At 67.1% G+C, this 25,309-nt stretch carries 18 protein-coding genes and 5 pseudogenes; 9 read left to right on the top strand and 14 right to left on the bottom strand.

Going from position 1 to position 25,309, the window contains the following annotated elements; all coding sequences use genetic code 11:
- Positions 1 to 44 precede the first annotated feature (44 nt).
- Positions 45 to 452 (top strand): SCP2 sterol-binding domain-containing protein, encoded by a 408-nt coding sequence (locus SACMADRAFT_RS26440; protein ID WP_009156906.1) that lies wholly within the window; start codon positions 45 to 47, stop codon positions 450 to 452.
- A gap of 11 nt (positions 453 to 463) precedes the next feature.
- Complete coding sequence (locus SACMADRAFT_RS26435) at positions 464 to 2,095, top strand: long-chain fatty acid--CoA ligase (protein WP_009156905.1); 1,632 nt, start codon at positions 464 to 466, stop codon at positions 2,093 to 2,095.
- 527 nt (positions 2,096 to 2,622) lie between these two features.
- Here the strand turns inward: SACMADRAFT_RS26435 and SACMADRAFT_RS31110 are convergent.
- The 4 genes and pseudogenes from SACMADRAFT_RS31110 to SACMADRAFT_RS26420 all read right to left on the bottom strand — a co-directional run bounded on the left by SACMADRAFT_RS31110 (position 2,623) and on the right by SACMADRAFT_RS26420 (position 5,496).
- Positions 2,623 to 3,012, bottom strand: a complete 390-nt coding sequence (locus SACMADRAFT_RS31110; protein ID WP_040925926.1) for a hypothetical protein — start codon at positions 3,010 to 3,012, stop codon at positions 2,623 to 2,625.
- A gap of 97 nt (positions 3,013 to 3,109) precedes the next feature.
- A pseudogene (locus SACMADRAFT_RS31515) lies at positions 3,110 to 3,596 on the bottom strand (CoA transferase); the annotation flags it as partial.
- 72 nt (positions 3,597 to 3,668) lie between these two features.
- A complete protein-coding gene (locus tag SACMADRAFT_RS28775; RefSeq protein ID WP_050998288.1) occupies positions 3,669 to 3,992 on the bottom strand; it encodes an enoyl-CoA hydratase/isomerase family protein in 324 nt (107 codons plus the stop codon).
- Between the two features lie 373 nt (positions 3,993 to 4,365).
- Positions 4,366 to 5,496, bottom strand: a pseudogene (locus SACMADRAFT_RS26420) (IS701 family transposase).
- An 84-nt stretch (positions 5,497 to 5,580) separates the two neighbouring features.
- On the opposite strand from SACMADRAFT_RS26420, the pseudogene SACMADRAFT_RS30600 reads away from it, so the two are divergent.
- Positions 5,581 to 5,940: pseudogene (locus tag SACMADRAFT_RS30600) on the top strand (IS5 family transposase); the annotation flags it as partial.
- Positions 5,941 to 6,055: 115 nt separating this feature from the next.
- Here the strand turns inward: SACMADRAFT_RS30600 and istB are convergent.
- The 4 genes and pseudogenes from istB to SACMADRAFT_RS26400 all read right to left on the bottom strand — a co-directional run.
- The gene (gene istB / locus SACMADRAFT_RS26415; protein ID WP_009156904.1) at positions 6,056 to 6,868 is read right to left on the bottom strand and encodes an IS21-like element helper ATPase IstB; all 813 of its coding nucleotides are present in this window, start codon (positions 6,866 to 6,868) and stop codon (positions 6,056 to 6,058) included.
- A pseudogene (locus SACMADRAFT_RS26410) lies at positions 6,865 to 7,764 on the bottom strand (Mu transposase domain-containing protein); the annotation flags it as partial. The pseudogene SACMADRAFT_RS26410 and the gene istB, both read right to left, overlap by 4 nt.
- Before the next feature lie 20 nt (positions 7,765 to 7,784).
- Complete coding sequence (locus SACMADRAFT_RS26405) at positions 7,785 to 9,047, bottom strand: IS110 family RNA-guided transposase (protein ID WP_040925900.1); 1,263 nt, start codon at positions 9,045 to 9,047, stop codon at positions 7,785 to 7,787.
- 367 nt (positions 9,048 to 9,414) lie between these two features.
- Positions 9,415 to 9,779, bottom strand: a pseudogene (locus tag SACMADRAFT_RS26400) (helix-turn-helix domain-containing protein); the annotation flags it as partial.
- A 142-nt stretch (positions 9,780 to 9,921) separates the two neighbouring features.
- Here SACMADRAFT_RS26400 and SACMADRAFT_RS29505 point away from each other — a divergent pair.
- Positions 9,922 to 10,730, top strand: a protein-coding gene (locus tag SACMADRAFT_RS29505) for an IS5 family transposase (protein ID WP_167165523.1) whose coding sequence is annotated in 2 segments (ribosomal slippage) — positions 9,922 to 10,252 and positions 10,252 to 10,730 — 810 coding nt in all. Because the reading frame shifts where the segments join, the coding sequence is not laid out codon by codon here.
- An 89-nt stretch (positions 10,731 to 10,819) separates the two neighbouring features.
- Complete coding sequence (locus tag SACMADRAFT_RS26385; protein ID WP_009156901.1) at positions 10,820 to 12,463, top strand: flavin-containing monooxygenase; 1,644 nt, start codon at positions 10,820 to 10,822, stop codon at positions 12,461 to 12,463.
- Between the two features lie 152 nt (positions 12,464 to 12,615).
- Here the strand turns inward: SACMADRAFT_RS26385 and SACMADRAFT_RS26380 are convergent, their stop codons facing one another.
- Positions 12,616 to 14,280, bottom strand: a complete 1,665-nt coding sequence (locus SACMADRAFT_RS26380; protein ID WP_198285912.1) for a sigma-54-dependent Fis family transcriptional regulator — start codon at positions 14,278 to 14,280, stop codon at positions 12,616 to 12,618.
- 303 nt (positions 14,281 to 14,583) lie between these two features.
- On the opposite strand from SACMADRAFT_RS26380, the gene SACMADRAFT_RS26375 reads away from it, so the two are divergent.
- Both SACMADRAFT_RS26375 and SACMADRAFT_RS26370 read left to right on the top strand, forming a co-directional pair.
- Positions 14,584 to 15,645, top strand: a complete 1,062-nt coding sequence (locus SACMADRAFT_RS26375; RefSeq protein ID WP_009156899.1) for an alpha/beta fold hydrolase — start codon at positions 14,584 to 14,586, stop codon at positions 15,643 to 15,645.
- A gap of 52 nt (positions 15,646 to 15,697) precedes the next feature.
- Positions 15,698 to 16,024, top strand: coding sequence for an EthD family reductase (locus SACMADRAFT_RS26370; RefSeq protein ID WP_009156898.1), 327 nt, complete (start codon positions 15,698 to 15,700; stop codon positions 16,022 to 16,024).
- 244 nt (positions 16,025 to 16,268) lie between these two features.
- Here the strand turns inward: SACMADRAFT_RS26370 and SACMADRAFT_RS26365 are convergent, their stop codons facing one another.
- Together SACMADRAFT_RS26365 and SACMADRAFT_RS26360 are read right to left on the bottom strand one after the other, a co-directional pair.
- The gene (locus SACMADRAFT_RS26365) at positions 16,269 to 17,825 is read right to left on the bottom strand and encodes an acyl-CoA synthetase (protein ID WP_009156897.1); all 1,557 of its coding nucleotides are present in this window, start codon (positions 17,823 to 17,825) and stop codon (positions 16,269 to 16,271) included.
- A 260-nt stretch (positions 17,826 to 18,085) separates the two neighbouring features.
- Positions 18,086 to 19,687, bottom strand: coding sequence for an AMP-binding protein (locus SACMADRAFT_RS26360; RefSeq protein WP_009156896.1), 1,602 nt, complete (start codon positions 19,685 to 19,687; stop codon positions 18,086 to 18,088).
- 209 nt (positions 19,688 to 19,896) lie between these two features.
- Here SACMADRAFT_RS26360 and SACMADRAFT_RS31240 point away from each other — a divergent pair, with 209 nt between their 5' ends.
- Positions 19,897 to 20,031, top strand: coding sequence for a hypothetical protein (locus SACMADRAFT_RS31240; protein WP_269726577.1), 135 nt, complete (start codon positions 19,897 to 19,899; stop codon positions 20,029 to 20,031).
- Positions 20,032 to 21,480: 1,449 nt separating this feature from the next.
- Positions 21,481 to 22,071 carry a TetR/AcrR family transcriptional regulator gene (locus tag SACMADRAFT_RS26350; protein WP_009156892.1) on the top strand — a complete coding sequence of 197 codons (591 nt, stop codon included), beginning with the start codon at positions 21,481 to 21,483 and terminating at the stop codon, positions 22,069 to 22,071.
- Positions 22,072 to 22,535: 464 nt separating this feature from the next.
- Here SACMADRAFT_RS26350 and SACMADRAFT_RS28770 read toward each other — a convergent pair whose 3' ends face one another.
- From SACMADRAFT_RS28770 to SACMADRAFT_RS26330, 3 genes are read right to left on the bottom strand one after another with little or no spacing between them, the layout of a single operon-like run.
- Positions 22,536 to 23,534, bottom strand: coding sequence for an FAS1-like dehydratase domain-containing protein (locus SACMADRAFT_RS28770; protein ID WP_009156891.1), 999 nt, complete (start codon positions 23,532 to 23,534; stop codon positions 22,536 to 22,538).
- On the bottom strand, positions 23,531 to 23,941 hold the full coding sequence (locus tag SACMADRAFT_RS26335; RefSeq protein ID WP_009156890.1) for a Zn-ribbon domain-containing OB-fold protein: 411 nt from the start codon (positions 23,939 to 23,941) through the stop codon (positions 23,531 to 23,533). Before SACMADRAFT_RS26335 ends, SACMADRAFT_RS28770 begins: the two co-directional genes overlap by 4 nt.
- Positions 23,938 to 25,035 (bottom strand): thiolase family protein, encoded by a 1,098-nt coding sequence (locus SACMADRAFT_RS26330; protein ID WP_198285911.1) that lies wholly within the window; start codon positions 25,033 to 25,035, stop codon positions 23,938 to 23,940. The genes SACMADRAFT_RS26335 and SACMADRAFT_RS26330 overlap by 4 nt, the downstream gene beginning before the upstream one ends.
- Positions 25,036 to 25,309: the final 274 nt, after the last annotated feature.

The following is a 25,309-nucleotide window of genomic DNA, read 5'->3' as shown; positions in this document are numbered from 1 at the left end:
TCCCAAGAGCGAAGACAGAGACCCACAAGAAAGGAAAACCAGCAATGGGCGTGTTCAAGGACGAGGCGGAAGTTCACAAGTACATCGGCGGGGTCTTCGAGAAAGGGCTCGCCGATCCCCAGATCGGCCCGAAACTTTCCGGCTCGGGCGTGATCCTGCAAATCACGTACACCGACCCCGACGCGGTCGTCACGGTCGACATGCCGAACGGCAAAGTGTACGCGGGCGCCAGCGATCTGAAACCAGTAGTGGAACTGTTCATGACCGCCGACGACGGAAACCGGTTCTGGCTCGGCGAACTCAACCTCGCGACCGCGCTGGCGAAGGGCAAGGTCCGCGCTAAGGGACCGACTTCGAAGGTCCTGAAACTTGTGCCCGCCGCGAAGTCACTGTTCCCGACATATCGTGAGATGCTGGAAGCGGACGGTCGACAGGACCTGCTTGCGGCATAACGGAGGTCACCATGCTCAGCACCATGCAGACAACACCGCTGACGGTGTCCTCGATCCTGCGGCACGTGGTGCAGAACCACAGCGATCGTGAAGTCCTCACGGCTACCGGTGACGGCGTCAGGCGGGTTTCCTACCGCGAACTGGGCGAGCGGTGTGGCAAGCTCGCGAACGCGTTGCGTCGCCTCGGTGTCGCCGACGACGACCGGGTCGCGACGTTCCAATGGAACAACCAGGAGCACCTGGAGGCCTATGCGGCGATCCCATCAATGGGCGCCGTGCTACACACCCTCAACATCCGGCTGTCGCCCGAACAGATTCGGTTCATCGCAACACACGCCGAAGACCGGGCGGTCATCGTTGACTCGTCGCTCATCCCACTGCTGGCCAAGGTTCTCCCCAGCCTCGACACCGTGCAGTTCGTGCTCGTGACCGGAGAAGGTGACATCACCTCCTTGGAGGGATGCGGCAAGGACGTGCTGCGTTACGAGGATGTATTGGCTGGCGAGTCGTCCGAGTTTCCCTGGCTGGACGGTGACGAGAATGCGGCGGCGGCGATGTGCTACACGAGTGGCACGACCGGCGATCCCAAAGGCGTCGTGTACAGCCACCGGTCGATGTACCTGCACTCGATGGCCGCGTGTTCCGGGAACGCATTCGGCATCGCGGAACCTGATCGAGTGCTTCCGGTGGTTCCCATGTTCCACGCCAACGCATGGGGCTTGCCCTACGCGGCGTTGATGGCTGGCGCGGACCTGCTCCTGCCTGACCGATTCCTGCAGGCAGAACCTCTGGCGGACATCATCCAGGCGCAGCGCCCGACGCTTGCTGGCGCCGTCCCCACCATTTGGAATGATCTTTTGCACTATGTCGATCGAAACCCGGACATTGACCTCTCCTCGTTGCGCCTGGTCGCCTGCGGTGGTTCGGCGGTGCCGAGAGCGTTGATGGAGTCGTTCGAGCGGAGGTTCGGCGTCACGATCGTGCAGGCCTGGGGCATGACCGAGACTTCGCCGCTTGGCGCCATCGCGACGCCCCCGGCCGCCGCCGGAGGAGAAGACCGAATGCGGTACCGGGCCACTCAAGGACGGCCAGTTTGCGGCGTCGAACTCAGGCTGGTGGACGACGACGACAGGGTGCTCCCGCGCGACGGCAAGGCGGTCGGCGAGTTGGAGGTGCGTGGTCCGTGGGTTACCGGGTCGTACTATCGTGTCGAAGCCGAGGACAGGTTCCACGACGGCTGGCTGCGAACCGGCGATGTCGGGAACATCAGCCCGGACGGGTTCCTCACGCTAACCGACCGGGCCAAGGATGTCATCAAGTCCGGTGGCGAGTGGATCTCCTCGGTTGAGCTGGAAAATCTGCTTATGGGCCATCCCGACGTCGTCGAGGCAGCGGTCATTGCCGTATCCGACCCCAAGTGGCAGGAGCGACCCCTTGCCGCCGTGGTGCTTCGCGACGGCACTGAGACGACTGCCGGGCAGCTGCGGGCGTGGTTGACCGACAAGGTTCCGAAGTGGTGGCTCCCGGAACAGTGGGCATTCGTAGACCAAGTCCCGCGCACGAGCGTCGGCAAGTTCGACAAGAAGGCTCTACGCCGTATCCACTCGGATGGCAGGCTGGCGGTGAACGAAGTATACGAATAGCTTCGTTCGTCATCAGGAGCAGCGTCGATGGTTCCGGCTGCGGCTGGCGGAGCTCACCAACGATGGGGTGTGAGCTACCTGTCGCCTGTCGGCATGTTACTGATGTCGACCATGCGACCCCGACAGCGGTGCGAAGTAGCACCGAAGATTGATATCCAGTAGTGTCAACCCAAGCAGAGAGCCGAGTTACGCTCGCTCGACCGCATTGCCCGGATGCGCCGCGCCGACATACGGAGGCGCGGCGCACGACCCTGGACCGCCCAGGTGTCCCCCCACAACTGCGACACGTAACCCGACCTGAAGTATGACACGCGACAGCTCCTTCAGCGGGAACGGGGGCACAGCCACCGCTTGCTGGCTGCACCGCGATCTGCCAGGAGTGGCGCTCGACGTGGTGCGCGGTGTGGTCGCGTGGTGGTTGATCCGTCGAGCCGGTCCCGAGCGGACCAATAGTCATCGAACCAGTTCGCGACGTACCGGATGCCTTCGCTAATCCGTTCCTGGTTCCTGGCAGCGCGGAATCCACATCAGACTCCCTTCCACGTCGGCGCGGAGTTCCGCAGCTGTCCCATGGCTTCACCGTCGCGTCGTACCGGGAACACGACGTGCCGTTCTCCGTCCAACGCCCGCACCCAGGTCGCTGTTCTCGGCCACCTCGGCGAGCACGTGGACCAAGCTGACCGGTGCGTCGGTTCCGGCGAACAGCACGAGCCGGGTGTCCGGTCGCGGGTGGCGAATGTGCGGTGCAGCAGCGCGTGTAGCTCGTCGCCATGTCGCAGCTGGTTCCCCAGGCCTGGGAACCGCGTGTCGGCGAACGCAGGCTCGATGGTCGCGAGCACCGCGCGGGTCGGCGCCCAGAACCGCTCGTCGACGGCGCCGAGGGCGAGCCAGCGCCCCGTCGGCGGTCGCGGAGACATCGTTGGTGGGGTAGAGGTGGCGCCGGTCGTCCGCGCCGCGCTCCAGCGGTGGGCCGCCGCGCGCGGCGGCCCACGCGGTCATCACGTCGGTCATGCTCACGTCGAGGTGGCAGCCTAGGCTGGTATGGGGCCCGTTCGTACAGGGCCGACAAGATCGCGATGAGGCGAAGCACGACGAGCCGAGGTCGGCCATCGGCACGCCTCGGCGTGGTTCCTGGCCCCAGCGCCCGCTGAACGACAGTGTGCCGGATGCAGCGAGGTAGTTGATGTCGTGGCCGGGCAGTTGCTCGCCGCGGCTGCCGTAGCCGGAGATGGAGCGGTACACGATGCCGGGATGATCTCGGCGACGCGTTCGTGCCGACGCCGAGCTCGTTCATCACGCCCGGTCGGAAGCCCTCGACGAGCACGTCGTGCTCCCGCGCCAAGTCGAGGAACTCGGCCTGGCCTGCCAGGGTCTTGAGGTCGATGACCACGCCGTGTTTGTTGCGGTTTGCCGCGGCGAATAGCTCACCGCGGATCAGCCGGCCGCCGTCCCTGCCCGGCGGCTCCACCTTGGTCACCTCGGCACCGAGGTCGCCGAGCACCTGCGCCGCCCACGGTCCCGGCAGCAGTTGGGATGCGCGTCGAACACTCGGACCCCGTCCAGTACGCCGCGCTTACCCATTCTTCTCCATAAGCACCACGCGGTTGACCAGTCCGGCCGCGGCCGCGGTAGGAGCCGGGAACCGTTCACCGGGCATCAGTAGTTCAGCCGCGCGGGTTGGGCCCAGACTGCGGGTGAGAAACCAGGCCAACCCGCCGTCGGGCGCCATCCCGCGTTGGGGGAACGGGGCCGCGGAGAAGGCGTCTTCGGCGGTGACGACGACGTCACAGCAGCGCACCAGGCTCCAGGCGACGCCGACCGCGAAGCCCTCCACCGCGGCGATCGTGGGCATCGACAGGCGCGCCAGCCTGGTGAGGGTGCGGTCCCCGACAGACAACCTGGCGGATGGGGCGCCGATGCCTTCGCCTCGGGACGGGGAGGTTTCACGTCCCCGCCCGCCGAGAAACAGCCTGTGGCTCCGGTGAGCACCAGTGCGCGGATCGTGCTGTCCTCACTGACCTCCGACAGGGCCGCGTCCAGCTCCGCCCAGGTCTGCCAGCCGATCGCATGTTCCGTCGGCACCATTTGATCGACTAGTACTGCAACGGCACTTATTAGCGGGTGGCCGCGTCGGCGGTAGTGGCTGGTGCGGGCTTGGTGTTGGCGTTGTCGGCGCCAGCGTGACCAGCGCCAGACATGTTCGGCGGTGTGTAGGGGTAGCAGGACCAGTTTGATCAGTAGGCGGCGGATCTCGGGTAGGGTGTAGGCGATCATGTCTTCGGCGCCGACGCCGATTCCCCTTTTATCGCAAGAGCTTTGGTTGCTGCGAGCCAGGCCAGAGCGAGCATGGACAGGGTGATGTGGGCATACCAAGCCCGCCAGCTCCGAGCCTGGTAGTGATCAAGTCCGGCTTCGTTTTTGGCTTGTTGGAAGCATTCTTCGATCCGCCAGCGGCTTCCGGCGACCCAGGCCAGGTCCACCATGGTGGCTCGGCGGGAGCCGTAGCATTAGTAGGCGATCTCGTTGGGATCGCTGATCGAGCGGCGTGCCAGCAGCCAGTGACCCCGGCCGGTCGCCAGTCGATGCGGATCGGGATCTGTGCCCAGTCGTAGTCGCGGGGACCGTGCGCCCCGGTGCCCACCGACAACCGGCGCCAAGCCTGCGCCGGCAGCGAGGCGATCAACTCATCCGCACGCTGCTCGCCGCCGTCGGTGGTGATGAGGGTGTCGCTGCAGCGCAGCGCCAGCACGTGCCAGGCGTCGTGGTCTTCCAGCCAGACCCGCAGGTACTTGGCCTGTCCGTAGGCTTCGTCCGCGGTGACCCAGGAAAACGGCACACCCAGCGTCGAAAGCGCGGGCCAGCATGGCCATCAACTGCCGCGGCTTGGTCGCGAAGCCGACCTCGTCGGGGATACCGGCGGCTCGGCAGCGTTCCCGGTCCTCGGTCCACGAGGTGGGCAGGTACAGCTCCCGGTCGATCAGCGCATGCCCACGATCCGAGGCATACGCCAGAAACGTGCCGATCTGACAGTTCTCTATGCGCCCAGCCGTGCCCGAGTACTGCCGCTGCACCCCGGCCGAGCGAGTGCCCTTCTTCAGAAACCCCGTCTCGTCCTTGATCAGCACACCCTGTCGATCGCCCAAGTGCTCGATGACGTAGTCACGAACATCGTCACGGACACCGTCGACGTCCCAGTCCGCACGACGCAGCAACCGTTGCATACCGTCCGGCGACACCTCACCGGCATGTTCGGCCAGCGTCCACCCATTCTTGCGTTCCAGCCCCGCGACCAGGCCCGGGACATACTCCCGGACCCTAGCCCGCGGCTCCGACCGCGCGAACCGTCCCGTGATCCGCTCATGCACACGCTCAAGCTCCGCCACCACAAGATCGACAACCACGGGCACCATGATCCACTACGGATCAGGCAAGTGCCGTTGCAGTACTAGGGCGTGTCCTGTAAATGATCTAGCTGCGGATGGGGTTTGATCTTGTTCGTGGTTGGTCGGGGTGAGTTGACGGATCGGGCCTGGGCGCGGATTGAGCCGTTGCTGCCGGCGGTGTCGGGGCCGGGGCGGCGGTGGCGGGATCACCGGCAGGTGATCAATGCGATTCTGCGAAAGCTTCGGACCGGCGCGCCCTGGCGTGATCTGCCCGAACGGTATGGGCCGTGGAAGACCGCCCGTGAGCGGCTGCGGTTGTGGACCAAGGACGGTACCTGGCAGCGGATTCTGGATGAGGTGATCGTCAAAGACGACGCTGTCGGGGACGTGGAGTGGGTCATCAGTGTCGATTCCTCGGTGGTCCGGGCTCACCAGCATGCTGCGGGAGCCCGAAAAAGGGGGGCTGCACGCCTGCCATCGAGGCGATCGCGGTCGACGGCGAAAGACTCGGACGTTCCTGTCAACGGACGCAGAAAACTGACCCCGTGCGGTTCCGGGAAAGTTGACCCCCTTGGGGTTAGTCGTGTTTGGCGCGGTTGTCTTTGGCGAGTAGTTCGCGGCGTTGCCGTGTGCGGTAGGAGTCGCCGGTGAGGGTGAGGACCTCGGCGTGGTGGACGAGCCGGTCGATCATGGCGGCGGCGACGACGTCGTCGGAGAACGTTTCGCCCCAGCGTCCGAAGGGCAGGTTTGAGGTAACCATGATCGAGCCTTGTTCGTAGCGGGAGGCGACGAGCTGGAAGAACAGGTTGGCTGCGTCCTGGTCGAAGGGGATGTAGCCGACCTCGTCGACGATGATCAGTTTGTAGCGACGGATCTTCTTCAGCTCGGCCTCCAGTTGGCCGGCGTGGTGGGCGGCGGACAGCCTGGCGATCCAGTTGCTGGCGGTGTCGAACAGCACCGAGTAGCCGGCGTGGCAGGCCTTGACGCCCAGTCCGATGGCCAGGTGTGTCTTGCCGATGCCGGGCGGGCCCAGCAGGATGACGTTCTCGGCCTTGGCGACGAAGGTGGTGGTGGCCAGGTGCGCGAGCACGTCGCGGCGCAGCGACGGCAGGTGGTCGAGGTTGAAGTCCTCCAGGGTTTTGACCTGCGGGAAGTGCGCGGTGCGGATGCGCATGATGGTGCCTTTGGACTCCCGGTCGGCGACCTGGCGCTGCAGGAGCGCGGCGAGGTACTCCTCGTGCGACCAGTTCTCGTCGCGGGCCTGGGCGGCCAGTTCTTCCCAGAACGCGCCGATGGTGGGTGTCTTCAGCACCCGGGTGAGGTAGGCGATCATCGAGGGCAGGCCGTCCTTCGGCCCGGCGACGGGTGCCGCCGTGGTGGTTGTGGTCACTCGTTCCTCGCTTTCGTCACTGGTGCGGACGGGTTGAAGTCGACGCCGAACAGGGCGTCGTAGTCCGGCAGGGCCCGCAGCATGACGGCGTGGCCGTCGGCATGGTGGCGGGTAGCTGCCTGACGTCGTTGCCGATCCTCGGCCAGTGCCTGGCGCATCTGCTGCGCGGTGGCGGCGTGGCCCGGGTCGGTGACCACGCCGTGTTTGGCCCAGGACCGCTCGTGGCGGGCCACGACCTGCCCGTCACAGACCACCGTCACTTCCCGCAGGGAGGCGGTCACGTCCACGAACCGGCCGATGCACCGCGGATCGACGGAGTAGTCAACGGTGTCGACACGCACGTGGTAGTCACGCGGCAGCCGCACTCGATGGGTCAGGCCGATCGGTGGGGCGACCGGTGGCAGCGGCAGCATCGCTTGGTAGTCCACCTCCAGCAGATCCACCGGGCGTCCCTGGATCGAGCGCACGGTGCGGGTGTTGGCCCGGGCCAGCCACTCGGTGAGCTGCTCGTTGAAGTCCGCTGGCGAGCCGAACGTCCGGCCGGGCAGGAACGAGGTCTCCAGGAATCCGTTGTGGCGCTCCACCATGCCCTTGAACTCCGGATCACGCGGCGGCGCCAACCGGATCTGGGTGGCCAGCGTGCCGGCGAACGCCGCTGCCGGTGTGCTGACCCGCCCGCCACCACCGATCGCGGACTCCCGGTCCCACAACAGCGTCTTGGTCACCCGGCCGATCCCGCAGATCAGCGCCCACATCCCCGAGAGGATGTCGCCGGCCTGCCGGGACGGGATCATCGTCGCGGCCATGAACCGGGAAAACGCCAGCGTCATCACCAGCACCGGCAGCATCCGCTGCTGGCCCGGCCCGACCGGGATCCGCGGCGCGGGAAACCACAGACCTCCGATTTGGCTATTTGTCAAGTGGCTATGGGTTCACGCGGTGCGCTGTCTGGATGCCCGAAGGCCTTGATTGGGTCGTAGGTCTGGTCGGTCTGTAGGCAGTGGTAGAGCTGGCCCAGTATCTTATTGAACAGGTGACGGACCGCGGGTGCGTGTGCGTCGCCGTGGTCCCGTCGGCGTCGGTAGTGCTGTTGCGCAGGTCCCGGGAGAACGACGAGGGTGGTGCCCCAAACCCAGCCGACCGCAGCGAGTCGGTCGTTCTTGACGCGTCTGTGCGTAATCGCAATGGCCTTGCCGGACGCCCGGGTGACCGGAGCGGATCCGGCGTAGGCCTTCAACGCACGGGCGTCGCCGAATCGGGTGCGGTCATCGCCGAGTTCGGCGAGAATGCGGGCTCCGGTGAGATCGGCCAGACCAGGGAAGCTTGTGATGATGGCGTGGTCCGGGTGTTTGCGGAACTCTTCGGCCGAGGCCTGCTCCAGGTCGTTGGCGCCGGTGCAGGCGGTATCGAGCATCGCGAGCAAGACCAATGCCTGGCGCCCCATCGCCTTCTCCACCAGAGCCGGTTGCCGCAGGCCAGGCTTCCGCAGCTTGTCGACGATCGTGGCGGCGAGCTGCTCGACGCCCCGGCGACGGCCCGCCCGACGCAATGCCGCTGCCACTCGTGCCTTGGTTACCTTCATGGCCTGAGCCGGCGTCGGGGCGATGGCAAGCACCGCTCGCGCCTCGGGCTTGGCGAGGTTGGTAGCGGACTTGGCTGCGAAGGCGTCAAGCATCGCGGGGTAGTACTCGCGCAGCAACGATCGCAGTTCGTTGCCGGCCCTGATGCGCCGCCAGACCGCGTCTTGCTGTGCGCGAGCGAGCACCGCGACGGCCTGGGCGAGCTCACTGTCGGCCGGAAGACGGCGGTGCAGGTGTGCATCGACGCGCAGGATGTTCGCCAAGGTCATGGCGTCAGCGTGGTCGGACTTGGCGCGAGCGACGGTGTAGCGTTCGCGGTAGCGAGCCACGGCCATCGGGTTGATCGCGAAAACGGGCCGACCCGTCGCGCGTAGCGCAGCGACCAACAGGCCCCGTGGTGTTTCGATTGCGACGGGAATCGGGTCCTCGTCCGTGTCTCCGACACCGGCGAGCAGTTGGATCAGCTCGGTCAGACCGCCAGGGTCGTCGCCGATCCGCTTCTTGCATAGCAGCGTGCCCTCGTTATCGATGACCGCGATGTCGTGATGGCCCTCGGCCCAGTCGATCCCACAGTACCGGTTCAATCCGTCCCTCCACATCAGGTGTTGTTCGGTTGGTCCGAAATCCAGGCGAGAACGCGCAGCGACCTACTTACGAGCCTCACGGGCTTGCCTCCGATGAGCTGTTCGCGATCCCAGCGCACCAGCACGGCGCCGGTCTACGTCAGAACTCGAAACTCGCGAATGACGAGGCGTCGGATCGTGCGGGCGGCTCGAACCACGAACATTCCACCCGGTCGCGGCGGCCGGACCCCGGAAGACACACCGGAATCCGGCCGCCGCAGGCTGCTGCCCGACCGCCCACGGCCTGTGGTGAGGACTACTGGCCCAATCGCACTCAGGGGTCTACGAGCAGCAAGCCATCGTTCCAGACCACGTGACCAGTGGCCGGTTCGCGGATAAGTAGATCGCACTGGGTCAGCAGGCCCGGCTGGTACTCAGTCCGGCTGGCCGGGTCCAGTGGGGTGAACAGCGGCCGCAGTTCCGCACCCGGTCCTTGAGCACCGTCAGCGACCTGGCCCAGCCGATCCGTTCCGCGATCACGGTCGCCGGCATGGTCGGCCACTGCGCCAGCAGCGCCCGGATCTGCGGCTCGACCGCGTCCACGATCGAGCCCTTAGCCAGCCGATGATACTGCGGGGGCGCGGCGGCCGCCAGCGCCCGCCGCACGGTGTTCCTGCTGACACCGAGCTGACGGACGATCGCCTTGATCGGCATCCCTTCAGCCCGGTGAAGACGGCGGATCTCCGCCCAGTCCTCCACGTTGAGCACTCCCTACTGTCAACGGGGGTCCGTTTTCACCCGTCGGTAGGGGTCAGTTTTCACGCGTCGCCGACAGCACCCAAGCCCGCCAACACATCCAGACCGGGATGAAAAGGGCTCACTGATGATCTTGGTTTGAGGTGATGTTGGTGTGGCTGCGCCGTGGATCGTGTCGGACGAGTTGTGGTCGCGGATCGAGCCGTTGCTGCCGGTGCGTCCTGCTGGCAGGACGGGGCCGAAGCCGCTGCCGGATCGGCAGGTGCTGCAGGGCATCTTGTTCGTGCTCTACACCGGCATCGGGTGGGAGGACTTGCCGCAGGAGCTGGGCTTCGGCTCAGGCATGACCTGCTGGCGGCGATTGCGGGACTGGCAAGACGCCGGGGTGTTCGACCGGCTGCACGAGGTGTTGCTGACCGAACTGAACGCGGCCGCCGTGATCGACTGGTCCCGGGCGTGTGTGGACGCCTCGCACGTGCGCGCGAAAAAGGGGGCCTGGATACCGGGCCGAGCCCGGTCGATCGGGCCAAGACCGGCTCCAAGCACCATGTGATCTGCGACGGCGGCGGCATCCCGCTGGCGGTGCGTCTCACCGGCGGCAACCGCAACGACGTGACCCAGCTTCTGCCGCTGGTCGAGGCCATCCCGCCGGTACGGGGACGGCGAGGCAGGCCCCGCCGCAGACCCGACGTCCTCGTGGCCGACCGGGGCTACGACTACGACACGTATCGCGAGGCGCTGCGGCGGCGAGGGATCCGCCCGTTGATCAGCCGACGCGGCACCCGCGACAGCAACCAGGCCGTGCGCTGGGTCGTCGAACAGACACTGGCGCTGCTGCACCAGTTCCGCCGCCTGGCCACCCGGTGGGAACGCCGCACCGACATCCACCACGGCCTCCTCACCCTCGCCACCAGCATCATCTGCTGGCGCCGACTCCCCAACCGAATACGTCAGGAGCTCTAAGCTAAGTGTTCGATTTTGGGACAGTGCGGTCGCGGGGGACAGGTTGACGATGGCGGCGGTTGTGACGCGTAGCACTAGGAGGTGGACTCATGACGGCCGCGACTGACACCGCCCCAGAGGTTGGGCAGGGCCAGGCGGACATCGTGCTCGACGTGGTGGTGCTTGGCGCTGGGGTGGCTGGCTTGTATCAGCTGCACCAGTTGCGTGAGCAGGGCCTGCGGGTGCGGGCCTACGAAGCGGGTTCCGACGTGGGTGGAACCTGGTACTGGAACCGCTACCCGGGCGCTCGTTTCGACAGCGAGGCTTACATTTACCAGTACCTGTTCTCGGAGGCACTGTACAAGGAGTGGAGCTGGAGTCAGCGGTTCCCGGACCAGCCTGAGGTGGAGCGGTGGATGCACTACGTCGCCGATCGGCTCGACCTGCGCCGGGACATCCAGTTCTCCACCACGGTCACCAGCGCGCACTTCGACGAGGACCGTGGGCGTTGGCTCGTGGGCACCGACCGTGGCGAGACGATCGACACCCAGTTTTTCGTCGCCTGTGGAGGCATGCTGTCCGCGCCGCTGGAGAACGTCTTCGAGGGACAGGACCGCTTCCGCGGACCGGTGTATCACACGTCCCGCTGGCCGAAGGACGGTGTCGAGCTGGCGGGCAAGCGGGTCGGTGTGGTCGGTATCGGCGCGACCGGCATCCAGGTGATCCAGACGATCGCCGCCGAGGTCGAGCACCTCACCGTGTTCGCACGTACGCCGCAGTACGTGCTGCCGATGAAGAATCCGGACTACGGGCCGTCTGAGCAGGCTTGGTACAAGAGCCGGTTCGAGGAGTTGCGGGCCACACTGCCGCACACGTTCAGCGGGTTCGAGTACGACTTTGAGCACGAGTGGGCCGCGTACGCGCCTCAGCGGCGCCGGGAGATCCTCGAGGAGATCTATCAGGACGGGTCGCTGAAGCTGTGGCTGGCCAGCTTCGGGGAGATGTTCTTCGATGAACAGGTCAGCGAGGAGGTCTCCGAGTTCGTCCGGGAGAAGATGCGCGAACGCCTCAAGGACCAGCGGCTGATCGACATTCTGGTGCCCACCGACTACGGGTTCGGCACCCACCGCGTCCCGCTGGAGCAGGGCTATCTCGAGGTCTACCACCGCGACAACGTCACGCTGGTCGGGGTCCGGGACAACCCGATCGCTCGAATCACCCCTGATGGCATCCAGCTCACCGACGGCACTGTCCACGAGCTGGATGTGATCATTCTGGCGACCGGTTTCGACGCGGGCACCGGGGCTCTCACCCGAGTCGATATCCGCGGCCGGGACGGCCGGTCGCTGGCCGAGGACTGGGGGCGGGACATCCGCACCACGATGGGCCTGATGGTGCACGGCTACCCCAACATGCTCACCACCGCGGTGCCGATGGCCCCGTCAGCGGCCCTGTGCAACATGACGACCTGCCTGCAGCAGCAGACAGAGTGGATCACCGACGTCATCCGACACATGAAGGCGCAAGGCAAGTCGGTGATCGAGCCGACCCAGGAGGGCGAGGACGCCTGGGTGGCCCACCACGAGGAGATCGCGAGCGCGACGCTCGTGCCGAAGACCCACTCGTGGTACATGGGCTCGAATGTGCCGGGCAAGCCACGCCGTCTGCTGTCCTACATCGGCGGTGTGGGCACCTACCGCGAGAAGTGTGACGAGGAGGCTGCCGGGGGCTATCCGTCCTTCCGGATGACCTGAAACGACCAGGCGCCGTCAGGCAGAGCGTTCATACTGGTCCACGGGTCGTGAGTGTTGCGAGTGGCGAGAACAACCACTCGCAACACTCACGACTAGACATCCGCCGGTCGCGGCACAACCGAGTGCCGGACAGCGCGGTACGGCGAGGGGCCTCAGATCGTGATGCCGTACTGGCGGATCTTGCGGTAGAGCGTGGAACGGGCGATGCCGAGTGCCTTGGTGGCTGCCACCCGGTTGCCGCCGGTCTCGCGCAACGCGGTGACGATGGCGTCGCGTTCGGTCTCGTCCACCGGGCGCAGCGAGCTACGCGGCACACTCTGACAGAACGCGGGAAGGTCGGCGGCCTCGATAACACCCACCGGCCGCCGTGCGAGCGCGGCAGACAGGACTCGTTTGAGCTGCCGGACGTTGCCCGGCCAGTCATAGCCGCCGAGTACGCGCATGGAGTCGCGGGACATGCAGGTATCGCGATGCGGCGCGAGGTCGGTCAGCAACGCCTCCACCAGGCCAGGCAGATCGGACCGGCGATGGCGCAGCGCGGGCACGATCGCCGAGGCGCCGAAGGCGGCCAGCAGCCGTTGGTAGGACGCATGCTCGACGATCGCCTCCGAGGCCATCGCGGCGACCGTCCCCGAGACCCTGCCGGGGGCGCCGTCGGGCGCGGGGCCCAACGCATCGGCGAGCCTGCCGAGGGACTTGGCGGGCAGCCGGTCGATGTCTCTGAGCACGTACAGCGTCGGCCCAGATGCCGGCTCCCGGAGGCGAGCGCAGATCTGCGACGGTGACGCCGCGACCTCGTCGGCGGTCAGCGCGATGACCTGTCCCGAGCCGGAGACGAGCCGATGCACCTCGGCCAGCAGGGTGCAGCGGCCGGTCCCGGGTTCGCCGAGGACCAGGACCGGGGTTCCGGCACGGATCGCGGTCTCGACGGTGGCCGCCGCCGCACGCCATGCCGGCGACCGGCTCTCCAGCATCCCGTGGCGCGGGGTGTCGACCGTGGTGGAACGCGGCCGGCCGTTCTCGATCATCACTGGGGTGGGGCGCGGGAGATCGGGCTGGGCCGAGACGACGGCGACCATGCCCGCGATGTCACCGCCCAACTCGACCCTGGCGCCGCGCAGGCGGACGCAGGTGCCCGAGGGCAGTTCGACCTCGTCGTCCACAGTCGCGTGTCGCGGCATGACAAACCGGACGTGATCCTGCAGCACCTCCTGGTCACGCGCGTCGAGAAGGTCCCGCAGCGGTGAGTTGCCCAGCACCGTCCGCCGGCCGACGGCCAGCACGGCCTGCCTGCTGCGCATCTCCACCCGCGAGTAGGCGTCGAACAGCGCCTGCTGCGCCTGGTCGCGGTCTGTCAGCAGGTTGCGCTCGATCTGTCGTGCGGCGGAGCGGACCAGCGAGTGCATCAGCGGCGTGGAGTGCTCGCTCATGCAGCTCAGGTCGAGCACGCCCTCGATCCGTCCGGTGAACGGGTCACGCACCGGCGCGCCCGCGCACGCGAAGGCCTGCAGCGACTCCACGAAGTGCTCGGCGCCCACCACGTGCATCGACTCGCCGAACTCCAGCACCGTGCCGACGCCGTTGGTGCCGACCACCCCTTCGGCGTAGTCGAAGCCCTGCGCGAAGTACACCCGATCAAGCATGCGCGCGATCCAGCAGTTGCTGTCCCGGCGGCTGACCAGGCGGGCACGTTCGTCGGTGAGCGCCACGCTGATCGGGAGGTCGGCGATCTGTTTGGAAAGTTGATCCAGTACGGGCTGTGCGCAGCGGACGAGACGAGCGTCGAAGTCGAGCTCTGGAGAGTAGGGGGGAGCCACCTCGTGTGGAGGAACTCCTTGGTCAACGCTGCGCCGCCAAGATGCGGCCACGCGATCTGGGACTCCGCGCAGTGCGAGGTCTGCGTTCTCGATCAAGTCTGCGCGGGCCGCCGCAAGCAGGAGCCGCTGATCCGCGAGTTCGCCCATCGGTCCACCACCTCCTTGTGGCATCACACACAGAGCGAGCCCTACCATCATGACCCGGAAGTCAAGGCCGTGACGTGTCCCAATTTCGGACACTTCGCGAGCCCGCGACACGTGCACAGTGGGGCGCACGCCAGTGACGAAACGGGAGGGCCAACGATGATCGACAACCCGTACTACACCCACGAATTCCACGGCGACTACGAGCTGATCAGCATCGGCCGGCTCGACCTCGAGGAGGGTGGCTCGATTCCCGACTGTCAGCTCGCGGTCGCGACCTTCGGCACGCTCAACGAGGCCAAGGACAACGCCATTCTGGTCACCACCTGGTACTCCGGCACCCACCAGGTGTGGCGGGAGAACTACATCGGAACAGACCACGCACTGAATCCGGACGAGTACTTCATCGTCGTCATCGACCAGATCGGCAGCGGGCTCTCCACCAGCCCGCACAACGCCTCGGGCGCCAACGCGGAGCTCACGATGTCGAAGTTCCCCCGCGTGCGAATCGGCGACGACGTCGTCGCCCAGGAGCGTCTGCTTCGCGAGCACTTCGGCATCGAGAGGCTGCAACTGGTCGTCGGCGGCTCGATGGGCGCTCAGCAGACCTACGAATGGGCCGTCCGGTTTCCGGACAAGGTCAGGCGGGCCGCGCCGATCGCGGGCACCGCGCAGAACACGCCGCATGACTTCCTGTTCGCCCAGGTGCTGTGCGAGGCGATCACCTCGGACCCCGGGTTCAACGGGGGCGAGTACGCGTCGAACGCCGACGTGGTCGAGGGGCTGAAACGGCACGCCCGCATCTGGGCGGTGATGGGTTTCTCCACCGAGTTCTGGAAGCAGGAGGTGTGGCGCGCTCTGGAGTTCCACACTAAGGAGGAGTTCCTCGAGGGCTTCCTGGAGCCGTACTTCACCGCCATGGATCCGAACGACCTGCTGTGTATGGCGTGGAAATGGCAACACGGCGACGTCGCCCGCAACGCCGAAGGTGACCTGGCCGCCGCGCTCGGCCGGATCACCGCGCCCATGTTCGTGATGCCGATTAACGAGGACATGTTCTTCCCCGTGCGCGACTGCCGCGCCGAGCAGGAAATGGTCAAAGGCAGCGAACTACGGGTGATCGACGACGTACTCGGGCACCTCGCACTGTTCGCCGTCGCCCCCACCTACATGCCCCAGGTCGACCGACACCTCGGTGAACTATTGGCTCGCCCGGCCTAAACAAAACCTCCGGAGTAGGTGCAGAACAGCCGAAGAATCGGAAGGACCTACGATGTATCGCTTGATCGTGTGTTACGGGCACCCCGATAGCCGAACCGCCTTCGACCAGTATTACCACTCTACCCACCGGCCCTTGGCCGATAAAATCCCCGGAGTGCGGCAGTGGCATGCCGGCAAGTGTACGACCCCGGACGGATCCAAGCCGCCGTACTACCTGGTCGCCGAGCTCGTCTTCGACTCGAAACATGCTATGGAGGCCGGGCTCGCTTCCCCAGAGGGGCAAGCCGCCGCCGCGGACATCGACAATTTCGCAACAGGTGGCGTGACCATGCTCATCACCGACGACTGGACCACGGCCGACTCACGTGAAAGTCGTTGAGATCGCCTGAGGGACGTTGCCGGATGGATTTGTCAGGCCAAACGCCGGCGCTCGGATTGATCTCCCCGCATCGCACGCCGACGTCGAGACCGCCTGACTGTCACCACGTGTGTCGCTCGCGACGGGTGCCCGCTGCTACCTCGGTGACTCCACACTGGACGCGAGCGCCGCAAGCCTCGGTAGTGCGAGAGTTTTGGTCGTCGGGGCGACCCGTTTCGCACGATGTTCGACCGGGGGCTTCCGGTCAGCGGACCACGACGCCGTCTGTCACACCGGCGTACTTCTCCCGCAGCACGGTCTTGAGTAGTTTGCCGGTGGCGTTGCGCGGCAGGGCGTCGACGAAGTGCACCTCGCGCGGGCACTTGAAGTGCGCCAGTCGTTCGCGGCACCAGGTGACGAGTTCTTCCGACCCCGGGTCCGGCCCGGCCCCGGGGTCGGGTACGACGACGGCCACCACTCGCTCGCCCCATCGCGGATCGGGACCGCCGACCACTGCGGCGTCGGCGACCTTGGGGTGCTTGAACAACACCTGCTCGACCTCGATGGGATAGACGTTCTCACCACCGGAGATGATCATGTCTTTCTTCCGGTCGACAAGGGTGATGTAGCCTTCCTCGTCCATTCGCCCGAGATCACCGGTGTGGAACCAGCCGTTGCGGAAGGCCTCGGCGGTGGCCTCAGGGCGCATCCAGTAGCCAGCGAAGATGTTAGGACCGCGAAGGACCAGTTCGCCGACGGTGTTCGTCGGGACGTCCCGGTCGTCGTCGTCGACGATGCGGGCTTCGACGTGCATCGCGACCCGCCCGATCGACCCGGCCTTGCTCCTCGCGTGGGCCGAGTTGAGTATGGAGACCAACGGCGCGGTCTCGGTCATGCCGAAGCCCTCGATGAACGGGACGCCTCGCTCGTTGAGGAACTCGATCATGGGCAGTGGGCATGGAGCTCCGCCTCCCATGGCCAGTTCGAGGGACGACAGGTCGTAGGAGCCGAAGTTCGGTACCTGAGTGATCGCGACCCACATCGCCGGCACCATGAACTGGACCGTTGCGCGGTGCTCGGCCATGGCCGTGAGCGTGCCGACCGGGTCGAAGTTGGGCAGGATCACATTCGTGCCACCGACGTAGAGCAGCGGCAGTGAGTGCACGCCGAGTCCGCCGATGTGGAACATCGGGGCGACCGTGACCGTCACGTCGCGCGAGGAAAGCGGGTGCTCGGTGCCGAGCACGTTGATCGCGTTCCAGAGCAGGTTGTCGTGAGTGAGCATGGCTCCCTTGGGGCGTCCGGTGGTCCCCGAGGTGTACATCAACATGGCGGTGTCGGTTCCAGCGACGTCCGCCGCAGCGAAGTCCGGCGACGCGCTGGCCAGCAGTTCGTCGTAGGACGGGCCACGTTCGTAGCCGCCTTCGCCCACCTGTACCGCGTGGCGTACCCGCACGCCGGGTTCGGTCAGGGCGCCGCGCACGATGTCGGTGAACTGGCCGCTGAACACGAGCACGTCCGCGCCGGAATCGCCGAGAATGAAACCGACCTCCACGGCGGCCAACCGGACGTTGATCGGCACCATGATCGCGCCGAGCTTCGCGCAGGCCAGCAGCGTCTCGAGGAACTCCACCGAGTTGACCATCAACGCGGCGACCCGGTCGCCCCTGCGCACGCCGAGTCCGGCCAGAGCCGAGGCCAGCTGATCGGTCCGCCGGTCGGCGTCCGCGTAGGTGAAAGTGCGCTCGCCCGCCACGAAAGCGGTATAGTCGCCTTGCAGAAAGGCGCGTTTGGTGACCCAGGCGCCGATTCCTCGGTTCATCGCGTTTCTCCGGTTGGTAGTCGCCCCGCGCGGTACCACGGCGCGGGGCGAGATCCTGGGCGGATCTGTTCATCGGTCATGTCTGGGCTGCCGGGACGGTTCGCGTCGGCCGGCGGGTCGCCACGGTTTGGGAACGCCACACTCGGGAACCGGCGCGTCGCCGCCGAAGGTCTCGGTCGAGCATGGTCACCGGCCGGGCGGAGACCCCTATCGGTTGGGTGCGGGCTCGCTGTCTCGGTCACGTCGAACACGACCCCGCACTAGTCGTTGCGGAAGTGGTCCCGGTACTGATAGCGCAGGACGTTCTTTTGGATCTTTCCAGTGGCGGTGCGGGGCATCTCGTCGACGAACACGACGGCCTTGGGCACCTTGAACCCGGGCAGTCTGCCGCGGGCGGCGGCGAGCACGTCCTCCTCGCTTAGATCACTGCCTGGCTTGCGGGTCACGACCACCGTGATCGCCTCCGACCACCGTTCGTGCGGCAGTCCGACCGCGACGACCTCCTGGATGCGGGGTTCGGCCTCGTAGAGCACCTTCTCCACCTCGATGGACGCGACGTTCTCCCCGCCGGTCTTGATGACATCCTTCTTGCGGTCGGCGAACCACAGCAGGCCGTCCGCGTCGAACCGGCCGACGTCGCCGGAATGGAACCAACCATGGGCGAACGCCTCGGCCGTGGCTTCGGGGTTGCGCAAGTAGCCCTCCATGGCGTGCGGGCCACGGTAGACGATCTCGCCCGTTTCGCCCTGAGATAGCAGGTTACCGCCGTCGTCCATGATGCCGACCTGCACGTTGGGTACCGGTAGTCCGACCGAACCGGCGTGGGACAGCTGGTATTCGGGGGGAAAGACCGTGGTGATCGGGTTCATCTCGGTCTGGCCGAAGCCGAGGGCGAACTCACAGCCGAACGCCTTCATCGCCCGGCGAAGGTCGGTGTCGGGCATCGGTGCCATGGCGTAGATCGCCAAGCGCAGTGTGGAGAGATCGCGTTTGTCTATGTCGTCGTGGTCCAGCATCGCCCGGTACATCATGGGCAGCGCGAAGATCTCGGTGAGGCGTTCGGACTCGATGGTGGCCAGCAACTCCGCCGGATCGAAGGCGCGCAGTAGTACCGCGGTTCCACCCATGTAGAACAAGCCCGTGGTGAAGCCGTTGAGTTGCGCGGTGTGGAACAGCGGCATCATCACCCCGGCGCGCTCCCGCTCGCCGATGCCAAGGACCAGCGGGGCGTTCAGTGATTCGAGATAGACCGCGAGATGGCTGCTCACCACGCCTTTGGGGGCCGAGGTGGTGCCGCTGGTGTACAAGTAGCTGATCGGGTCGCGATCCTCGACGAAGCACTCCGGCTCCGCGTCGCCTTCCGCGCCAACGAAGTCGTCGAACTCGCGCCAGGACGCCGAGCACGAGGCTTCCCACGCCGCACCGGTGCCGTGGGCAACGACCACGTCGGTCACGACGCTGTCGTCGAGCTGGTCCAGCGCGGCCGACACCAGGCCGGCAAGCTGGCTTTCCACGACGACGCCCCGGGACCGGGAGTGATCGAGCACGTAGGCGGTTTCCCGTGGGCCCCAAGCAAGATTGACCGGCACACAGACGACACCGGTCTTGGCGCACGCGTAGTAGGTCAGCAGGAACTCCGTGCTGTTTCCGCTGACCAGGGCCAGCACCTCGCCGCGCCGGTATCCGTTCCGCAGCAGCGCGTTCGCCAGCCGGTTCACCGCCGCGTTGAACTCGCGGTAGGACAGCCGGCGTGGCCCGTCCACGACCGCCTCGTGGTCGGGGCGCCGCCAGGCGGTGCGGGTGAGCATGTCGCCGACATTCACCCGGGTCACCAAATTCCGCTGGAGATCTTGCTCGGTCATCGATTGGCTCTCCTTCTCGACACGCTCCGCGACGCGGCGGACCGGATGACTTGGCCGAGGTGGCGACTGACGTGCGCCAGTTGTGAATCGTTCGTTGGGTGAGGCCCGCGACATCGTGGCCGCTCGTCGCGTGCCCACGAACTGTTCACCACACGCGTGCCGAGGTCGTCGGCCCGCAGGTGGTTCAGCCGCCCGGGCCCAGGGTGCGTGTGAGCGCCAGGACCGTCGACGGACGGCTGGTCGTGTGGGAGGCTCCAGGTCGCGCGCACGACGAGGCCGCCGGCTGTGACGGGTTCCCGTCGGCGCGCGGCGGGCGGGTGATGGTGCTCGACCGTGACGTCTAGGTCGAGGTCCACGTTACCCATCGTTGCCCTCGTTTCGCCGTTGATAACCGGGCTGACATAGTTAAAGCTGAATCACTAGGATCCTACTGTTCGAGTGCGGCGTTGTGAAGCTGGTCGCATCGAGGCAGGCCTAGCCGACATGGCCGAACCGGGCGCACGGAGTGCTTCGTACCGTTGTTCAAGCTAGTGAATCGCGAGCGACGCTCAGCAAACGGATGTGGAGGCGAGAGGGACATGCCGACGCCGAGAGGGGCGGATGCCTCGAGCGAGAGGCGTCGGCGGTACACGACCGGGCGCCCCCGCACCCACGATGTCGCCGCGGCCGCCGATCTGCCTCACCGTCGAGGTCGGCCGCTGGCACGGGCGAGCCATGAGACGCCGCTGGATCTGACGTCCGGTCCCAGGGCAGTCGCCCGTCGCCGCGTATCCGTACCGGGACGGCCTGCGGTCGACCCGGCGGAGTCCGACAACGCGGGCGTGTCGGTCCGCCTGCACGCCGGCATGAATCCTCCGCGACCTCGCCGCCCGCTCCGCGACCCGTCACACGATCGACACAGTGATGGGGCATCGGCGATCGAGGTGAGCTACCCACAAAGTGGGCCAGTGGCTTGGTTGACCATCAACCGCCGGAAACCCCGCATCGTGTTGAACGAGGCAGGGCGTGGTTGGCCGTGTGCGGGCGTGTACAGGTTCGACGGTGATGCGAACGTGCTGGTGCTGGCCGGCGTGGGCGGCCGGGCAGTCCGCGCCGGTAGCAGCCGGAAGGAACTGGCCGATACCGCGCTTACCGTGCTACTACTTGACTTCGTGTCCCAGTACGGCGGCGACATCGAGGTGGCCACGCCGACGATCGCCGCCGGGCAACGGCGTCGCGAACCCTGGTGGGTTCGTGCTCGCGCAGTGCTGCGACCTGTGCGTGGCCGCCGACACCGCACGGTTCGCGGTCACCGGGGTCAAGGTCGTCAGGGGTACAAACCGTGGGTCGTGCCGCTGCCCCGGCTTGTTTCGCCGCGCATCGCCATGCGGCTTCTGCTCATCTGCGACCCAATTGACGCTGGCCGGGCATACCAGGTTGGACTGCTGAACGCGGTAGCGCCGTCACCCCGACTCGCGGAGAGCGGTGCAACGACCGGCCGAGCGCATCCTCGCGAACGCACCGCCGTCCGTGCTGGCCGCCAGGAGGAACTATGCGTCTGATGGCCGAGTCCCCGCTGGGACGCCTGCGCCACGGCGAGGCAGAGCTGGGAAGCCCGGGGCATCGCTGCCGGGACGCCCAGGAAGAACTCGTGGCCGTCGCGGCCAAGCCCGCTTCAAGAGGAGCGGGGCGCTGATGGGTGCCGCACCCCCGCCTGGGATGCGCGCTGTCGCATTCTCCTGTCTGGCCGCGTGGCGGGAACAAGTTCCCATCGCGACGGCGGCCAAGCAACGGGATGAAGGAAGGGGCTCCAAGTGAGCAGCGAGGCCGAGGCACCACTGCGGACCCGTGATCCCGCGCGCAAGGAACGCATCCTCGCCGCCGCCGCCGACCTGGTAGCCCGCCACGGCTACCACGCCGTGTCCATGGCCGACATCGGCGCCGTGGCCGGCATCACCGGCGCCGGCATCTACCGGCACTTCGACAGCAAGTCTGCCGTGCTGGTGGCGCTGTTCGACCGGGTGATCGACGGGCTGGTGCGTGAAGAGCAGGGCATCGTAGCTGGCACCGCCGACCTTCGGGAAACCCTGGACAAGTTGATTGCCGGCCAGGTCGAATTCGTGGTGCGCGATCGGGAACTGGCCCAGGTCTACCACAACGAGATCCATAATCTTCCCGAGGAAGACCGCCGCCGGCTACGCCGCAAGCAGCGGCTCTACCTCGAAGAGTGGGTACACGTCCTGATGGAGCTGCGCCCGGAACTCACCGATACCGAGGCCCGCACCATCGTGCACGCGGCCATCGGTGCTATCCAGTCGACGCTGTTCCACCGCGTCGGTCTCCCCGAACCGAGGCTGCGCGAACTGCTCGCCGAATGCGCCCGCTCGGTGCTCAACGGCGGCTGACCCCCGGACACAGGCCGTCCTGCGGCAAGCCTCCAGCACAACCAAACCATGGGTCCGGTTCGCCGTGGCCAGTGCGTGGCGCGGCCGCGGGTCGTGCGGTGGCCATGTCGGTCGGTGTCGCCCTCGGCTGGGAACCGGCGCTGGGCCTCCGGTGGCGAATTCGACGACGTACGCGGAGATGTCCACTCCGGACTCGATGCGGCTGGACGCTTGATTCCGTGAAGTTGGTGTTGACGGTCGAACGCAGTGCGGTCGCGTCGGTGGCGTTGGCCTGGCAGCGGGAGGTTTCCGCGGACCTGGACCGGGCCAACGCCGATGGTGGGGTCACCGCCATGGGGCCACGCCTAGAAGTGACTTGGCTGGTGCGTGGTTCCCGGACGGGCGAGCAGGTCGCGTCACGCGGTTTGAGACTACCGCGACCGTTGGCGCGGTAGCGGCAAGCAGGGAGTCGGAGACGAGGTGTGTCATCGGCTGGTCGTGACGTGACCGGGTAGCTGGTCGAGGTTGAAGACGAGGGTGGATCGGGCGGCCAGGCCGTGCTCGGTGTGGCAGTCGATCGCTAGCGTCGCCTGGCGGGGCTGCGCTGTGTCGTCGATGGAGAGCACGCGGCCGTCGGTGCGCAGGGTGTCGCCGGCGCAGACCGGCGCGATCATCTGCAGCCGCCTGCGCGCTAGCCAGGCGTCCGGGCCCGCCCAGGCCTTGCCGACGCGGTCGACGAAGCCGTGGAGAAACATGGTGTTGAGGTAGACGTCGCGGGCGCCCTGTTCTCGCGCGTAGGCCTGGTCGTGGTGGCCGCGGAAGAAGTCGCGGGTGGCCGCGGCGTCGAGCACGCACCGGGTGACTGTCACCGGCATCCGCACCTCGGGGAGAACCTCGACCGCGTCCGCCGGGTCAGCCGCGGCCGGGGCAGCCTGCCGCGTGGGCGGCTTGGCGTCGGAGGCGCGGTAGCGGAAGAGCACGTTGTCGTTGGTGGCGACCAGCGTGCCTTCCTGGTTCCGGCATGCGGACCGTGTGGTGACAAAGTGGCCCACGCCCAGCGCGGTGTGCTTCTCCGCGGAGACGGACTCCACGCGCTCGCTGAAGGTGAGCCGGTCGCCGACTCGCATCGGGGCGAGGAACCGGGTGTCGGTGGAGACGTTGATCAGCGTGGTGCCGGGCAGCGGCACGTCGAGGGCGAGGATCGGCGCGTGCTCCGGTCTGCCCCACGGGTTCCACGGCAGCGGGAACGCCCAGACCATGAGCATTCCGGGCGGCGAGATCAGCGCCCCGTACCGCCTCCCCGCGGCGTCGGCGTCCCAGTGGTTCTCGTCGGCGTCCTCGACGAGGGCGCAGAAGTACGCGATCTGCGCTTCGTTGACCGGAAACGGCGCCTCGGTGGTGACCTCGTGGCCGATCCAGGCCTGCGCTTCGGCGTGCGACCCGGTGACCACGTAGTTGAGCGCGTCGGCGTAGTTGACGGTCATGAGGGTGTCTCCTCCCGCGGCCGGAACTGCGGGATCGCGACGTCTCCGCGTGGTTCGAACGTGACCTGGACCGGGGTGCCAACGCGGACCGTGTCCGGGGCGCAGTCGACGACGTTGGCCATCATCCGAGGTCCTTCCGCCAGTTCGATCACGGCCAGCACGTAGGGTGCGGTGAACGCGGGGGACGGTGGCTGGTGCACGGTCGTGTAGGTCAGCACGATGCCGCGGCCGGAGGGCTCCGCCCATTCGAGGTCGGTGCACCAGCAGTAGGGACACCATGCTCGCGGGTGGTGGTGGAACCTGCGGCACGCGCGGCACCGAGGTAGTGCGAACCGGCCCTCGACGGCCGCACGCCAGTAGGGTGCGGTGTCCTCGTACAGGGTGGGAACGGGTGCGGTGGTGGTCATCGTGCGGTCCTTCCCAGGAGCACGGTGGAGTGGTCGGCCATCATTCCGCCGTAGGTGTGGACCAGGGCGATGTCCGCCTCGACCTGCCGGTCTCCCGCCTGGCCCATCACCTGGCGGGCGCCCTCGATCAGCATCGACATACCGGAGGCGTCTCCAGTGTGTCCGAAGGACAGCAGTCCGCCGTAGGTGTTGACCGGAAGGACCCCGTCCGGCGCGGCCGCACCGTTCAGGTAGAAGTGGCCACCCTTGCCGGGCTCGGCGAGGCCGGTCTCCTCCAACAGCAGGATCGGGTTGATGCTGAAGGCGTCGTAGAGCTGGGCGATGTCCACGTCCGACGGGGCGAGGCCAGCCATGGCGAACGCGGTGCGGGCCGAGACGCCCGCGCCCATGGTGGCGAAGTCGCTGGCGTGGCTGATGTTGCCGTGGTCGTGGTGCTCCCCGAAGCCGAGTAGGTAGGCGGGCTGCTGGGTGAGCTCACGTGCCAGCTCGCCGCGCATCACCAGGAACGCCGCGCCCCCTTCGCACGGCACCGAGCAGTCCAGGAGGTGAAACGGCGAGGCGATCGGCCGTGAGTCGAGAACCTGCTCGATGGTCAGCGGGCCCGCCGGTCGCATCAGCGCGTCAGGGTGGCGCAGCGCCCACTCCCGGCTGGTGACCGCGACCGCGGCCAGCGCTTCCCGCGGGGTGCCCCGCTCAGCCATGTGCCGGGTGGCGGCCAGGGCGTAGAGGGCGGGGATGAAGCTGCCGTAGGGGTACTCGAAGTCCGGGTGGCTGATCATGCGGGCCATCAGGTCGGCACCGCCGGCGCCGACCTTGGGGAACTTGCCCGCGCCCACGCACAACACTGCGTCCGCCAGCCCCGCCCTGATGGCCGTCGCCGCGCGGGTGAGCATGACGGTGTAGGTGGCGCCGCCCACGTTGATCGTTTCGCAGAACCGCGGTCGGATGCCCAGCGCGTCGTTGATCCGCTCGTGGTTGAAGACGTCGGCGCCCTGTCCGCCCGCCATGCCGGCAGGGCAGACCAGCAGCCCGTCCACGGCGTTCGGCCCGATCCCGGAGTTGGTCACGAAGTGGCGCAGGACGAGTTCCTGCATCGCCGCTCCGTCGTAGTCAGGATAGCGCCCGGGCGGAAGCTCTTCGACCGCCGCGATAGCGGGGCTGCCGGACAGTGCTGGTGACCTCATGGTGCGCCTCGCATGTCACCGGTTCGGCCAGGACCCAGTGATCGCCAGGACCACCTTGGATCGTCAACAACAAGAGAACTCGGAGTGCCCGTGTCCGGGTCACGGTGGCGGTCAGGATTGGCCCTTCGCGCCCGGCTCCTTGGCCGGTCCTTGGGTTCGGATTCGTCCACAGTGGCACCAGGGG

The sequence above is a fragment of the Saccharomonospora marina XMU15 genome, assembly GCF_000244955.1.
GTDB lineage: Bacteria > Actinomycetota > Actinomycetes > Mycobacteriales > Pseudonocardiaceae > Saccharomonospora_A > Saccharomonospora_A marina.
The sequence above is the reverse complement of the archived record's forward strand: the minus strand, read 5'-3'. Positions and strand labels throughout refer to the sequence as shown.

Bases quoted from the DNA above. Each gene is read 5' to 3' on its own strand.
- SACMADRAFT_RS26370 (WP_009156898.1), top strand. From the start codon at position 15,698: ATGTATCGCTTGATCGTGTGTTACGGGCACCCCGATAGCCGAACCGCC.
- SACMADRAFT_RS26385 (WP_009156901.1), top strand. From the start codon at position 10,820: ATGACGGCCGCGACTGACACCGCCCCAGAGGTTGGGCAGGGCCAGGCG.
- SACMADRAFT_RS26330 (WP_198285911.1), bottom strand. From the start codon at position 25,035: ATGCAGGAACTCGTCCTGCGCCACTTCGTGACCAACTCCGGGATCGGG.
- SACMADRAFT_RS26440 (WP_009156906.1), top strand. From the start codon at position 45: ATGGGCGTGTTCAAGGACGAGGCGGAAGTTCACAAGTACATCGGCGGG.
- SACMADRAFT_RS26365 (WP_009156897.1), bottom strand. From the start codon at position 17,825: ATGAACCGAGGAATCGGCGCCTGGGTCACCAAACGCGCCTTTCTGCAA.
- SACMADRAFT_RS26360 (WP_009156896.1), bottom strand. From the start codon at position 19,687: ATGACCGAGCAAGATCTCCAGCGGAATTTGGTGACCCGGGTGAATGTC.
- SACMADRAFT_RS31110 (WP_040925926.1), bottom strand. From the start codon at position 3,012: ATGTCTCCGCGACCGCCGACGGGGCGCTGGCTCGCCCTCGGCGCCGTC.
- SACMADRAFT_RS26375 (WP_009156899.1), top strand. From the start codon at position 14,584: ATGATCGACAACCCGTACTACACCCACGAATTCCACGGCGACTACGAG.
- SACMADRAFT_RS28770 (WP_009156891.1), bottom strand. From the start codon at position 23,534: ATGACCGTCAACTACGCCGACGCGCTCAACTACGTGGTCACCGGGTCG.
- SACMADRAFT_RS26405 (WP_040925900.1), bottom strand. From the start codon at position 9,047: ATGTGGAGGGACGGATTGAACCGGTACTGTGGGATCGACTGGGCCGAG.
- SACMADRAFT_RS26335 (WP_009156890.1), bottom strand. From the start codon at position 23,941: ATGACCACCACCGCACCCGTTCCCACCCTGTACGAGGACACCGCACCC.
- SACMADRAFT_RS26435 (WP_009156905.1), top strand. From the start codon at position 464: ATGCTCAGCACCATGCAGACAACACCGCTGACGGTGTCCTCGATCCTG.